This window comes from Tenacibaculum sp. SG-28, assembly GCF_002954385.1.
Classification (GTDB): Bacteria; Bacteroidota; Bacteroidia; order Flavobacteriales; family Flavobacteriaceae; genus Polaribacter.
The window spans coordinates 588,731-601,020 of record NZ_MQVY01000001.1 but is presented as its reverse complement, the minus strand read 5'-3'; the positions used below and the strand labels follow the sequence as shown (position 1 = coordinate 601,020).

Here is a 12,290-nt window from a genome sequence, read left to right as displayed (position 1 = left end):
AATTCATCCATTAAATAGCCACGTCATACTCGCGAAGCGCGTCATTTAAAGATGTTTTCTTATTGGTACTTTCTTTTCGTTTGCCAATGATCAACGCACAAGGAACATTGTACTCCCCAGCGGCAAATTTTTTAGTATAACTTCCAGGTATAACAACTGAACGAGCCGGAACAACTCCTTTCATTTCAATAGGCTCCTCCCCTGTGACATCGATGATTTTAGTGGAAGCAGTTAAAACAACGTTAGCACCTAATACCGCCTCTTTTTCTACACGAACTCCTTCTACGACAATCGATCGTGAACCTATAAAAGCGTTGTCTTCAATTATTACTGGGGCAGCTTGTAAAGGCTCTAAAACACCACCAATACCAACGCCACCAGACAAGTGGACATTCTTTCCTATTTGAGCACATGAACCAACAGTTGCCCAAGTATCTACCATGGTTCCCTCATCTACATAAGCCCCAATGTTAACATAACTGGGCATTAAAATAGTACCAGAGGAAATAAAAGCTCCATGTCTTGCTACTGCGTTAGGAACTACTCGTATGCCACGATCTTTAAAGTTTCTTTTTAATGGAATTTTATCGTGATATTCAAAAATACCTGCCTCAAGTGTTTCCATTTTTTGTATAGGAAAATATAACACTACTGCTTTTTTCACCCATTCATTAACCACCCATCCTTCACTTGTAGGAGTTGCAACTCTTAGCTCACCTTTATCTAATAAATCAACAACCTTACGTATTGCATCTAATGTTTTGTTATCTGTTAATAGCGCACGGTTTTCCCAAGCAGCTTCAATTATAGACTTAATTTCTATCATTATTACTAAATTTTTCACAAATATAATTTGCTAGATTGAATATGATGCGAAGATACACGAATTAAACAAAAATAATGCTGTTGTTAAAATTGCTTATTTTTGCAGAAACACTAGAAATGGGAAGAATACTTGCGATAGACTTTGGTAAAAAAAGAACAGGAATTGCTATTACTGACGAACAGCAACTAATTGCTTCCGGGCTCACAACGGTTAACACTCAAGAACTAATTTCCTTCTTGAAAACGTATACCGCTAATGAAAATGTAACACTATTTGTTGTCGGTAAACCGAAACAAATGGATAACACAAACAGCGAGAGTGAAGTTTTAATCCTTCCTTTTTTAAAAAAACTTTCCAAGCACTTTCCAAGAATTCCTGTAGAAAGAGTAGATGAGCGATTTACCTCAAAAATGGCTTTTCAAACCATGATCACTGGAGGATTGAAGAAAAAGCAACGGCAAAACAAAGCGTTGATTGATGAAATAAGTGCCACAATCATATTGCAATCGTATTTAAATAGCAAATAGTTTTAATGCAATGGCTATTCTTTGTATTTTTGCCCCCATTCTAAAGAGTTTTAAATGATATTACCAATTGTTGCATACGGAGACCCTGTGCTTAGAAAAGTAGGAAGTGAGATAGATGCCTCTTACCCTGAATTAAGTAATTTGATTGCGAACATGAAAGAAACTATGTACAATGCCCAGGGTGTTGGACTAGCTGCTCCGCAAATAGGTAAATCTATTCGCTTGTTTATAATCGATGCGGCACCATTTGCAGAAGATGATGAACTATCTGATGCAGAAAAACAAACATTGTTGAATTTTAATAAAGTATTTATAAACGCCAAAATTATTGAGGAGGAAGGTGATGAATGGGCTTTTAATGAGGGGTGTTTGAGTATTCCTGATGTTAGAGAAGATGTCTTTAGACAAGAGACAATAACTATTGAATATCAAGATGAAAATTTCAAAAAACACAAAGAAACTTTAAGCGGTCTTGCTGCGAGAGTGTTTCAGCATGAATACGATCACATAGAAGGGGTTTTATTTACGGATAAATTGTCTTCATTAAAGAAAAGGTTAATAAAAAAGAAGTTAGAAAATATTTCTAAAGGGAAAATTAATTCTGGTTACAGAATGCGATATCCCAATAGTAAAAAAAGATAAAACATAAATTTTAAAGATACATATGAATTTTAATAAAATAATAGCAGTAACTGGTAAGCCTGGTTTGTTCGAAATATTAACCCAAACAAAAACTGGTGTTATCGTAAGAGCTATCGATACTGGAAAACGTTTTCCTATTACGGCCACGCATAATGTAAGCTTGTTAGAGAATATTGCTATTTACACTTACGAAGAAGAAATTCCATTAGCACAGGTAATGAAAAATATAGCGGAGAAGGAAGATGGAAAAGAAGCCATATCGCATAAAGAAAGTGCGAATAAATTACTTGCATATTTCAGCGAAGTGTTGCCAAATTTTGATGCAGACAGAGTATACCCATCTAACATAAAAAAAGTTATCCAATGGTATAATTACATGGTTAAAGCTAATTTTGATTTTAGTACATTAAACAAATCAGAAGCGGTAGCAGAAGAAGAAGAATAAAACTAAAATACTATGAATTCTAGAGCAGAGCAGCTTAAATCTTTCGAAAGGTTATTAGATATCATGGACGATCTTAGAGAAAAGTGTCCTTGGGATAAAAAACAAACTCTGGAAAGTTTACGACATTTAACAATTGAAGAAACATATGAACTTGCTGATGCTATTTTAGATAAAAATACCGACGAAATAAAAAACGAATTAGGCGATGTGCTTTTGCATATCGTCTTTTATGCTAAAATAGGTAGCGAACAAAATGCTTTTGACATCGGGGACGTCGCTAATACAATTTGTGATAAACTTATTAGAAGGCACCCGCATATATACGGAGACATCAAGGTTACAAATGCCGAAGATGTAAAAAAGAATTGGGAAACTATCAAACTACAAGAAGGTAAAAAATCTGTTCTACAGGGCGTTCCAAAAAGCTTACCTGCGTTAGTGAAAGCTAATAGAATTCAAGAAAAAGTCTCAGGAGTAGGTTTTGACTGGAAAGAACCGTATCAAGTTTGGGAAAAGGTACAAGAAGAACTATCTGAACTACATGTAGAAATTGAAAATGGGAATATCGAAAATATCGAAAAAGAATTTGGCGATGTTTTATTTTCTATGATTAACTATGCAAGATTTATCGGAGTAAATCCAGAAAATGCCCTAGAAAAAACAAATAAAAAATTTGCGAATAGATTCCAATATCTTGAAAAAGAAGCTACCAAAGTTGGTAAAAGCCTTTCTGACATGTCTTTTGAAGAAATGGATACCTATTGGGAACAAGCTAAAAAAATCTTCCAATAATAGAATTTGGTATAGTTAACTACAAGTTATGTATCGCCGCGTGAGAAGACGTAATTCTAATTTTCTTTAAATAAGAAGATAATTAATTAATTCTTGCTCATTATAATTCTTTACACTACTTTACATACTTAAAATCTTTTTTAAAATATTATAGTATGAGTTATACTGCAACGATAGATGAAGAGAATAAGGAAATAGCAAAAAGGTATAAAGATTTATTAAAAGGAACCTATCAAACACTTTCGGTTTCGGATAAAAAATTAATACGAACAGCGTTTGACATTGCAGTAGAAGCTCACTCTAATCAAAGGAGAAAAACCGGAGAACCATATATTTATCATCCCATTGCTGTTGCTAAAATCGTAGCCTATGAAATTGGCTTAGGAGCAACCTCTATTGCCGCAGCACTTTTACATGATGTCGTAGAGGATACCGAATATACCATAGATGATATGGAGCGATTATTCGGTGAAAATATAGCAAGAATTGTCAGTGGGCTAACAAAGATTTCTAGTTTAAAAAAAGAACAAGATTACTCTATACAGGCTGAAAATTTTAGAAAAATGCTGCTAACCTTACACGATGATGTTAGAGTTATTCTTATAAAAATAGCAGATAGACTTCACAATATGCAAACAATGGATGCTATGCCTGCACATAAGCAAGTTAAAATAGCATCAGAAACCTTATATATATATGCACCTCTGGCACATAGACTTGGCCTTTACAATATAAAAACTGAACTGGAAGATTTAGGCTTAAAGTATACAGAACCAGATGTATATAATGACATTAATAACAAAATTATCGAGAGTAAAGAGGAACAACAAAAGTATATCGATTCCTTTACTAATATTATTAATGATGCCCTTGATGAAAAAGAGTTTAGCTACGAAATAAAAGGTCGCTTTAAGTCGATTTTCTCTATTCGAAGAAAAATGAGAAAGCAAAATGTGACCTTTGAAGAGGTATATGATAAATTTGCCATTCGTATTATTTACCAACCTAACTCTGGTGATGAGAAATTTGATGCATGGAAAATATATTCGATAGTTACAGATTATTTTAAACCTAATCCTGCACGATTAAGAGACTGGATTTCACAACCGAAATCTACGGGTTATGAAGCATTGCATATCACCGTTATAGGACCTGAGTCTAAATGGGTAGAAGTTCAAATTCGATCACAAAGAATGGATGAAATTGCCGAAAAAGGGTATGCTGCTCACTTTAAATACAAACAAGGAAAAGTAAGCGAAAATGGTCTTGAGGGTTGGTTAAATAAATTAAAAGAAACTTTAGAAAATCAAAGTATTAATGCTGTAGATTTTGTAGAAGATTTTAAATTAAACCTATATGCCAAAGAAATCTATGTGTTTACGCCGAGAGGAGATTTAAAATCACTTCCCAAAGGTGCCTCTGCCTTAGATTTCGCTTTTTCTGTTCATACCGATGTAGGGCTAAAATGCCGCGGTGCTAAAGTAAATGGAAAATTAGTACCTCTGAGCTACGAGTTAAAAAGTGGTGACCAAGTAGAAGTTTTAACTGCCAACAATAACAAGCCAAATGTGCGATGGTTAGATTTTGTAATAACAGCAAGAGCACGAACTAAAATTAAATCTGCATTAAAGGCAGAGGAGAAAAAAATTGCAGAAGAAGGTAAAGCAATTTTACTTCGTAAATTACGTCACCTCAAATTAGGAACTAACGAAAAAACAATTCATGAAATAGCAAGTTATTTTGGACTAAAAACCAGTTTTGATCTTTTTTACAGAGTTGGTAATGGTGCTATAGACAATACAAAATTAAAAGAATTTGTAGCCAAAAGAAGCGGTCCTTTAATGAGTTTCATTAGAAGTACCTTCAATAGAAATATCGGAAAAAATGTATCTAATAAAGAAGAGGTAACTAGTAACTTTGACTCTTTAGTTTTTGGTAAAGAAGAACAAATTCTCGACTACACACTATCCAAATGTTGTAATCCGATTCAAGGGGATAAAGTATTTGGTTTTGTCACAATAAACGATGGTATAAAAGTACATCGAACAGACTGTCCTAATGCAATTTCGATGCAGTCTAATTATGCTTACAGAATCATGCCTGCAAAATGGATCGATTCTACCAAGCAAGAGTTTAAAGTATTCTTAAAACTTTCAGGAATCGATAAAAAAGGAATTGCCAACAACATTACAAGAATAATATCCAACAATATGGACGTCTTTATATACGGAATCAATATTGCAGGAGACGATGGTATTTTTAAAGGAAATTTAACCTTAGGGGTAAAAAATAAAGAACAACTTAATAAGTTGATTAATAAAATACGAAATGTTGACGGCGTGCAGAAAGTAGAACGAATTAACAAGCTTTAAATATCCTTTCTATATATGTATTTTTATCAATAAATAAATGTAAATTTGTGGATATTAAAATTAAACAAAATGAATAACTCTGCAGACAATCAAGAAATTGTAAAAAAGGTATTTACCTCTTACTTAGAGGAAAATAAGCATCGTAAAACTCCTGAACGTTTTGCTATTTTACAAGAAATATATGACGCTGATGAGCATTTTGATATTGAGTCACTGTACATTAAAATGAAAAATAAAAACTATCGTGTTAGTAGAGCCACACTCTACAATACCATAGATTTATTATTGGATTGTGGTTTGGTAAGAAAACACCAATTTGAAGGACAAACGATGGCTCGTTACGAAAAGTGTTTCTTCGACAAAAACCACGATCACGTGATTCTTACGGATACGGGAGAGGTTAAAGAGTTTTGTGATCCTAGAATACAAATCATAAAAAAAACAATCGAAGAGGTCTTTAATATTGATATTCACAACCACTCGCTGTACTTTTATGGTACTACTAAAAAACAAGATTAACAACAATACATTCAAATACTTAACAATTCACAACTAAATGGCAGTAGATTTATTACTCGGTCTTCAATGGGGAGACGAGGGAAAAGGTAAAATTGTAGATGTTTTAACAAAAAACTATGATATTATTGCACGTTTTCAAGGAGGCCCAAACGCAGGACATACTTTAATTTTTGACGGATATAAGCATGTTCTCCATACAATTCCTTCGGGGATATTTCATAAAACAGCATTAAATGTTGTGGGAAATGGTGTTGTAATTGATCCCGTAATTTTTAAAAAAGAACTTGAGAATTTAGACAAACACGCAATTGATTACACCTCTAAATTATTAATATCAAGAAAGGCTCACTTAATTTTACCGACACATCGATTGTTGGATGCAGCTTCAGAAACCTCGAAAGGTAAAGCTAAGATTGGTTCTACTTTAAAAGGAATTGGGCCAACCTACATGGACAAGACCGGAAGAAACGGAATGCGCGTAGGGGATTTGGAATTGGATAATTGGAAAGAGAAATACGATAGTTTAACAGAAAAGCATTTGAAAATGCTAAATTTCTTTGAGGTAGATATTCAGTTTGACTTAAAAGAGTTAGAAGCAGAATTTATAAAGGGTATTGATAAACTTAAAACCTTACAATTTATAGATTCTGAAGAATTCTTAAATAGTGCCATCAAAGAAGGAAAAACAATTTTAGCAGAAGGAGCACAAGGTTCTTTACTTGACATTGACTTTGGAACATATCCATTTGTTACTTCTTCAAATACCACAGCTGCAGGAGCCTGTACAGGACTTGGTATAGCTCCTAATAGAATTGGCGAAGTATTTGGTATTTTTAAGGCCTATACTACACGTGTAGGATCCGGACCATTTCCTACAGAGTTGTTCGATAAAAATGGAGAAACTATGGCCAGTGTTGGACATGAATTTGGGGCGACGACAGGACGACCAAGAAGATGTGGTTGGTTAGATTTAGTAGCGCTCAAATATGCAGTTCAAGTGAATGGGGTAACACAATTAATGATGATGAAAGGAGATGTTTTATCTGGTTTTGAAACCCTTAAAGTGTGTACTGCTTACCACTATAAAGGAAAAGAGATTAAACATTTACCATACAACATAGAACCAGAAAATGTTACTCCAGTATATACTGAATTTAAAGGTTGGGAAGCAGATCTTACTTCAATGACAGATAAACAAGAACTCCCTCAAAATCTTAAAGACTATATTACTTTTATAGAACAAGAAACAGAAGTGCCTATAAAAATAGTTTCTGTTGGACCAGACAGAAAACAAACTATAATGCAGTAAAAAATAAAAAGAGTTCTTTAGAGAACTCTTTTTATTTTCAGTGTGTTCAGTGTGTTATTTAAACCCCTCTAAATCGCTCAAAAGCTTCCTTTTCTAAGGGCTCCCTAAAGTTGGGATGTGCAATGGAAATTAATGCTTTTGCCCTTTGTTTTAAACTCTTTCCAAATAAATTCACAACGCCATATTCGGTTGCTACATAATGTACATGTGCCCTAGTAGTAGTAACTCCAGCCCCTTCTTTTAAAAAAGGAGTTATTTTTGATACCCCTTTTGCAGTAATCGATGGCATGGCAAAAATAGCTTTACCACCTGGAGATAATGCAGCACCTCGAATAAAGTCCATTTGTCCACCTACGCCAGAGTATTGATATTTTCCAATGGTATCGGCACAAATTTGCCCAGTTATATCAATCTCAATAGCACTATTAATAGCAGTAACTTTAGGATTTTGCTTAATAATAGAGGTATCGTTGGTATATCCTGCCTCCTTAAAATGAACTAGTGGGTTATCGTCAATAAAATCGTATAGTTTTTGAGAGCCAACAGCAAAACAAGTAACAATTTTATTCGTTTTTATTTCTTTTTCCTCTCCGGTAATAACGCCGTTTTCAATAAGAGGTAAAATCCCGTCAGAAAACATTTCCGTATGAACCCCTAAACGTTTATGATTACTTAAATTACCTAAAACAGCATTAGGAATGTTACCTATACCCATTTGTAAAGTTGCTCCATCCTCAATTAACGCAGCAACATGCTTACCGATGCTATTTTCAATTTCTGAAGATGTTCCAATAGCAGATGTATAAATAGGACTATTTACCTCCACAGCACAATCAATATTACTTACATGAATAATTCCATCCCCGTGTGTTCTTGGTACTTGAGGGTTGATTTGAGCGATTACAGTTTTTGCCGTTAATATGGCTGGTAGTGTAATATCTACAGAGGTACCTAAAGAACAATACCCATGTTTATCCGGTGGTGAAACTTGAATAAATGCTACGTCTAATGGATATATTGCTTTTCTGAATAACCAATGAATTTCACTTAAAAAAATTGGCACATAGTCTCCGTTATTAGTGTTTACTCCTTTACGCACATTATCCCCTACAAAACAACTAATAAGTTTAAACGAATCAGCATATGGAAATTCCAAATATTTAGCCTTACCGTGTGTGTGAATTTGAATAATTTCAACATTCTGAAACTCCGTATACCGCTCGCATAACGTATCGATTAATAGATTTGGAGTCATAGCTGCTCCTTGAAAAAAAACCTTATCGTTTGATTTAACAATAGACACAGCTTCATGGGGAGATACTATTTTTATCATTTTTATTTAAATTAAATTAATATAATATTGCAAAGTTCTATTATTTTTACAAAAAGAAACAGAAAAAGTTAATAATATATTCCTACTTATATAAAGTGTTTTGGTTAAAAAAATTAAAACAATGTCTATCCCAAAAAAATAGTGAATTTTTGTACATTGGATTAACAATAGGAATATTACCACTTAACGAATAATAAATACCATTCAACGACACATAACATTCATTTAACTTAGGGTAAACCAAAAATTACCAAAAAAAATATCTTTGTTCAAGCCATAAACCAACTCCAAAACAATGAACTTGAAAATTTTACTAGTTGAAGATGACGAAATTGAAAAATTAAAATTCGAACGTGCCATTAAAAAACTGAATCTTAGCGTAAATATTTGTATGGCCATCAATGGAGAGGAAGCTTTGGTAAAATGCAATGAGGAAACACCAAATCTTATCCTTTTGGATTTAAATATGCCGAAAATGAATGGCTTAGAATTTTTAGAACATTTAAAATCCGATGAAAATCTCAAATTCATTCCTACCGTGGTTTTTTCAACTTCCAATAACCACCAAGATATGTTAACCGCCTTTAAAATAGGTATTGCGGGCTACGTGGTTAAACCTTTACACTACCACGATTATGTAGATCAAATTCATAAAATAATAAGTTATTGGTCTATAAATGAATTAGTAACTGTATAATATTTTTCTTATCTTCATAAGTGCGAAACATCCACTAACCACATATACAAGATATGAAAGGCATTATTTTTACTGAATTTTTAAAAATGGTTGAAGAACGATATGGATTAGAAACCGTTGACTCTATAATTTCTGCAACGCCATTAGAATCAAAGGGAATCTATACTTCTGTTGGAACCTATAATTATTCTGAAATGTTGAGCTTATTGGCTACGCTCAGTTCTACTACCAATACTGAAATTAATAAATTAGTGTATACATATGGTTTATATTTCTTTTCAGTTATTGAAAACAGCTACAAGAATATTATAGAAACTTACGGATCTTCGTTCGATCTGATTTCGAGTATAGAAAACCACATTCACGTACATGTTAGAAAAATTTACCCTGACGCAGAACTTCCTAGTTTTATTACTAGAGAAAAAAAAACTAACAGGCTGGTAATTGAATACCAATCGGATCGTGCAATGCATAGTTTTGCCCAAGGTTTAATGGAAAGAACTATTGAACATTATCAAGAGAATATTCGATTAGAGAAATCTATCCTTGTACCAGATGGTACAAAAGTTTTATTTACGCTTTCTAAAGATGCATAGCAATAAAGTACAAATTTTAGAACGAACTTTGCATCGAGAAAGGGAAGCTAGAAAGGAAGCCGAAAAAATTTTAGAACAAAAATCGTTAGAACTCTGGCAAACCAACCAGAGAATTGAGGCCTTACTTGATGACCAAAGCACCCAGTTAAAGCTAATAGTAGATACCTCTCCTCTCGGTATAATTTTAACGGAGAAGGGTAAGTTAGTTAAAATAAATAACGCACTTATTAAACTACTAGGATATTCTAAAAAAGAATTAATGCATACGGATATAAACCGAAGCTTAATTCATCCAGAGGATTTCATCCAATCCTCGTTGCGAAACGAATTGTTAGAAAAAAATAAAATCGATGAATTCTCTATTCAAAAAAGATATAAGAAAAAAAATGGCAACTATGTTTTATGCAAAACAAATGTTAAAGCAATTCGCGACACCAAAGGTCTCGTAAAATACCAATTAGCTATTATTGAAGACATAACAGAGATAGATAAAAAAACAAAAATTTTAGATGCCCTTAATAAATTATCAGTTTCTATACTTGGGAAAAGAGATTTACAAGAAATTGCTTGGGAAATTGCTAGGAATACAGCGGAACACTTAAATTTAGAAGACTGTGTAGTGTATTCTTTGCATCATGATACAAATACCTTAACTCAAATTGCTGGATATTCGAATAAAATAATTCGAGATTATGAGCTTGATAATCCTTTAAGTGTAACTGTCGGAACAGGGATAGTAGGTATTGCTGCAAAAAAAGGAAAACATCAATTAGTAAACGATACCAGTAAAAATAAAAATTATCAAATAGACGACATCAAACGAAATTCTGAATTAGCGATGCCAATTATAGCAAATGGCAAAGTAATTGGAGTAATTGATTCTGAAAACAGTAAGAAAAATTATTTTAATCAAGAACATGTAGAAGTTTTTAAAAGCATTGCGAATCTTGCCTCCGCGCAGTTTAATAGCGCTATAAGCCAAGAGAGAGAGCGTAAAATACAGAAAGAAAAAGATATTCTACTTTCACAACTGGAAAAAAATAATGATGAGTTAAAAAGTTTTGCTCACGTAGTATCACATGATCTAAAATCGCCATTGAGAAGCATGGCTGCTCTTGTTTCTTGGATTAAAGAGGATAATAGTGAAACTTTCGATAAAGAAACGAATACAAATTGTGATCTGATTTTAGATAAAATTGACAAAATGGATGCACTAATAAATGGTATTTTAAAATATTCTAGTATCGACAAAATGAGTGCTACAAAAGAAAAAATTAACCTTCATATACTCGTTAATGAAATTATTGAAAACATATATATTCCTGATCATATAAAAATCATAATAAACACAAAATTACCCTCCATAGCAATAGGAGATAAATTCAGATTTAAACAATTGTTTCAGAACTTAATAAGTAATGCCATAAAATATAACGATAAGGAAGAGGGTAAAATTGTGATCGATGCGCATAAAAAAGAAGGAACACATGTGTTTTCCATTTCAGATAATGGGATAGGTATCGAAAAAAAATATCACCACAAAATTTTTAAAGTTTTTGAAACGCTTGGAAAAACCAATGAAAATTCAACAGGGATTGGACTTTCTATTGTAAAAAAAATAATAGATATGTATGATGGAAAAATTTGGATTGAAAGTAAAGTAAATGATGGTACTACTTTCTATTTTGCATTCAAGAACCTATAATGTAATTTGGCGTTTAAAAATCGTAAAGTTTTACTGTATTAAGATTTATAGTGGCGCTATCGGTTTATTTGATGAATTCAGAAAAAAAAACCATAAAGAAACTAGTTTTTGAAATAGATTCCTTCCTTCACGATTTATATCTCCAAAGATCATTGCTATTTTTCTATTCTGTTTAACTTTTTTAAACATGGCATCAAAATTTTCAAAATCATTGGATAAGTCTTCGTCTAAGTATCCAACATATTTAATGGATGGAATACTGTAATAGTATCTAGCTCCTACTCTAATAACAAGTGATTTAGATTGGGTCTTTTTCATATTAATAACAGCAACTCTATCTTCAAATTCACTCTTAAAAGTGTGCAGAACATCTAATGTTCTATCCTTACTTCCATTATTGACAAAGCAAAAATGTACATCCGCACAACTTAATAAACATCTTCTAAAAGAATTTATATTCATTTGCCCCTCTTCGTTATAACACGGAATGATTATGCCTACCTTCATATAGTTATCTTTATGCAATA

13 protein-coding genes are annotated in these 12,290 nt (G+C 32.7%); 10 read left to right on the top strand and 3 right to left on the bottom strand.

Translation table 11 applies throughout. The annotated features are described in order from the left end of the window. Window positions 1-10: 10 nt before the first annotated feature. Window positions 11-826, bottom strand: coding sequence for a 2,3,4,5-tetrahydropyridine-2,6-dicarboxylate N-succinyltransferase (locus BSU00_RS02605; RefSeq protein ID WP_105002994.1), 816 nt, complete (start codon window positions 824-826; stop codon window positions 11-13). Window positions 827-942: 116 nt separating this feature from the next. Here BSU00_RS02605 and ruvX point away from each other — a divergent pair, with 116 nt between their 5' ends. The 7 genes from ruvX to BSU00_RS02570 all read left to right on the top strand — a co-directional run bounded on the left by ruvX (window position 943) and on the right by BSU00_RS02570 (window position 7,432). Beyond that, entirely contained in the window at window positions 943-1,353 is a 411-nt protein-coding gene (gene ruvX, locus BSU00_RS02600; RefSeq protein WP_105003397.1) for a Holliday junction resolvase RuvX, read from the top strand. Window positions 1,354-1,407: 54 nt separating this feature from the next. After that, window positions 1,408-1,995: a peptide deformylase gene (gene def, locus BSU00_RS02595; RefSeq protein ID WP_105002993.1), complete on the top strand. Its 588-nt coding sequence runs from the start codon at window positions 1,408-1,410 to the stop codon at window positions 1,993-1,995. Window positions 1,996-2,017: 22 nt separating this feature from the next. After that, window positions 2,018-2,440: a DUF5606 domain-containing protein gene (locus tag BSU00_RS02590; RefSeq protein ID WP_105002992.1), complete on the top strand. Its 423-nt coding sequence runs from the start codon at window positions 2,018-2,020 to the stop codon at window positions 2,438-2,440. Window positions 2,441-2,452: 12 nt separating this feature from the next. Next, complete coding sequence (gene mazG / locus BSU00_RS02585; protein ID WP_105002991.1) at window positions 2,453-3,232, top strand: nucleoside triphosphate pyrophosphohydrolase; 780 nt, start codon at window positions 2,453-2,455, stop codon at window positions 3,230-3,232. 155 nt (window positions 3,233-3,387) lie between these two features. Beyond that, window positions 3,388-5,604, top strand: a complete 2,217-nt coding sequence (locus BSU00_RS02580) for a bifunctional (p)ppGpp synthetase/guanosine-3',5'-bis(diphosphate) 3'-pyrophosphohydrolase (RefSeq protein ID WP_105002990.1) — start codon at window positions 3,388-3,390, stop codon at window positions 5,602-5,604. Between the two features lie 69 nt (window positions 5,605-5,673). Further along, window positions 5,674-6,123 (top strand): Fur family transcriptional regulator, encoded by a 450-nt coding sequence (locus BSU00_RS02575; RefSeq protein ID WP_105002989.1) that lies wholly within the window; start codon window positions 5,674-5,676, stop codon window positions 6,121-6,123. A gap of 37 nt (window positions 6,124-6,160) precedes the next feature. Next, a complete protein-coding gene (locus BSU00_RS02570; protein ID WP_105002988.1) occupies window positions 6,161-7,432 on the top strand; it encodes an adenylosuccinate synthase in 1,272 nt (423 codons plus the stop codon). 58 nt (window positions 7,433-7,490) lie between these two features. On the opposite strand, the gene BSU00_RS02565 is transcribed toward BSU00_RS02570, so the two are convergent. Continuing rightward, complete coding sequence (locus BSU00_RS02565; protein ID WP_105002987.1) at window positions 7,491-8,765, bottom strand: acetyl-CoA hydrolase/transferase family protein; 1,275 nt, start codon at window positions 8,763-8,765, stop codon at window positions 7,491-7,493. 295 nt (window positions 8,766-9,060) lie between these two features. Here BSU00_RS02565 and BSU00_RS02560 point away from each other — a divergent pair, with 295 nt between their 5' ends. Genes BSU00_RS02560 through BSU00_RS02550 form a run of 3 tightly spaced genes read left to right on the top strand, consistent with a single transcriptional unit; the run spans window position 9,061 to window position 11,763 of the window. Then, window positions 9,061-9,462, top strand: a complete 402-nt coding sequence (locus tag BSU00_RS02560) for a response regulator (RefSeq protein ID WP_105002986.1) — start codon at window positions 9,061-9,063, stop codon at window positions 9,460-9,462. Between the two features lie 53 nt (window positions 9,463-9,515). Continuing rightward, window positions 9,516-10,058 (top strand): heme NO-binding domain-containing protein, encoded by a 543-nt coding sequence (locus BSU00_RS02555; protein WP_105002985.1) that lies wholly within the window; start codon window positions 9,516-9,518, stop codon window positions 10,056-10,058. Then, window positions 10,051-11,763 (top strand): ATP-binding protein, encoded by a 1,713-nt coding sequence (locus tag BSU00_RS02550; RefSeq protein ID WP_158254384.1) that lies wholly within the window; start codon window positions 10,051-10,053, stop codon window positions 11,761-11,763. The genes BSU00_RS02555 and BSU00_RS02550 overlap by 8 nt, the downstream gene beginning before the upstream one ends. Window positions 11,764-11,808: 45 nt before the next feature. Here the strand turns inward: BSU00_RS02550 and BSU00_RS02545 are convergent, their stop codons facing one another. Beyond that, window positions 11,809-12,270: a glycosyltransferase gene (locus tag BSU00_RS02545; protein ID WP_105002983.1), complete on the bottom strand. Its 462-nt coding sequence runs from the start codon at window positions 12,268-12,270 to the stop codon at window positions 11,809-11,811. Window positions 12,271-12,290 lie beyond the last annotated feature (20 nt).

Bases quoted from the DNA above. Each gene is read 5' to 3' on its own strand.
- BSU00_RS02605 (WP_105002994.1), bottom strand. From the start codon at position 826: ATGATAGAAATTAAGTCTATAATTGAAGCTGCTTGGGAAAACCGTGCG.
- ruvX (WP_105003397.1), top strand. From the start codon at position 943: ATGGGAAGAATACTTGCGATAGACTTTGGTAAAAAAAGAACAGGAATT.
- def (WP_105002993.1), top strand. From the start codon at position 1,408: ATGATATTACCAATTGTTGCATACGGAGACCCTGTGCTTAGAAAAGTA.
- BSU00_RS02590 (WP_105002992.1), top strand. From the start codon at position 2,018: ATGAATTTTAATAAAATAATAGCAGTAACTGGTAAGCCTGGTTTGTTC.
- mazG (WP_105002991.1), top strand. From the start codon at position 2,453: ATGAATTCTAGAGCAGAGCAGCTTAAATCTTTCGAAAGGTTATTAGAT.
- BSU00_RS02580 (WP_105002990.1), top strand. From the start codon at position 3,388: ATGAGTTATACTGCAACGATAGATGAAGAGAATAAGGAAATAGCAAAA.
- BSU00_RS02575 (WP_105002989.1), top strand. From the start codon at position 5,674: ATGAATAACTCTGCAGACAATCAAGAAATTGTAAAAAAGGTATTTACC.
- BSU00_RS02570 (WP_105002988.1), top strand. From the start codon at position 6,161: ATGGCAGTAGATTTATTACTCGGTCTTCAATGGGGAGACGAGGGAAAA.
- BSU00_RS02565 (WP_105002987.1), bottom strand. From the start codon at position 8,765: ATGATAAAAATAGTATCTCCCCATGAAGCTGTGTCTATTGTTAAATCA.
- BSU00_RS02560 (WP_105002986.1), top strand. From the start codon at position 9,061: ATGAACTTGAAAATTTTACTAGTTGAAGATGACGAAATTGAAAAATTA.
- BSU00_RS02555 (WP_105002985.1), top strand. From the start codon at position 9,516: ATGAAAGGCATTATTTTTACTGAATTTTTAAAAATGGTTGAAGAACGA.
- BSU00_RS02550 (WP_158254384.1), top strand. From the start codon at position 10,051: ATGCATAGCAATAAAGTACAAATTTTAGAACGAACTTTGCATCGAGAA.
- BSU00_RS02545 (WP_105002983.1), bottom strand. From the start codon at position 12,270: ATGAAGGTAGGCATAATCATTCCGTGTTATAACGAAGAGGGGCAAATG.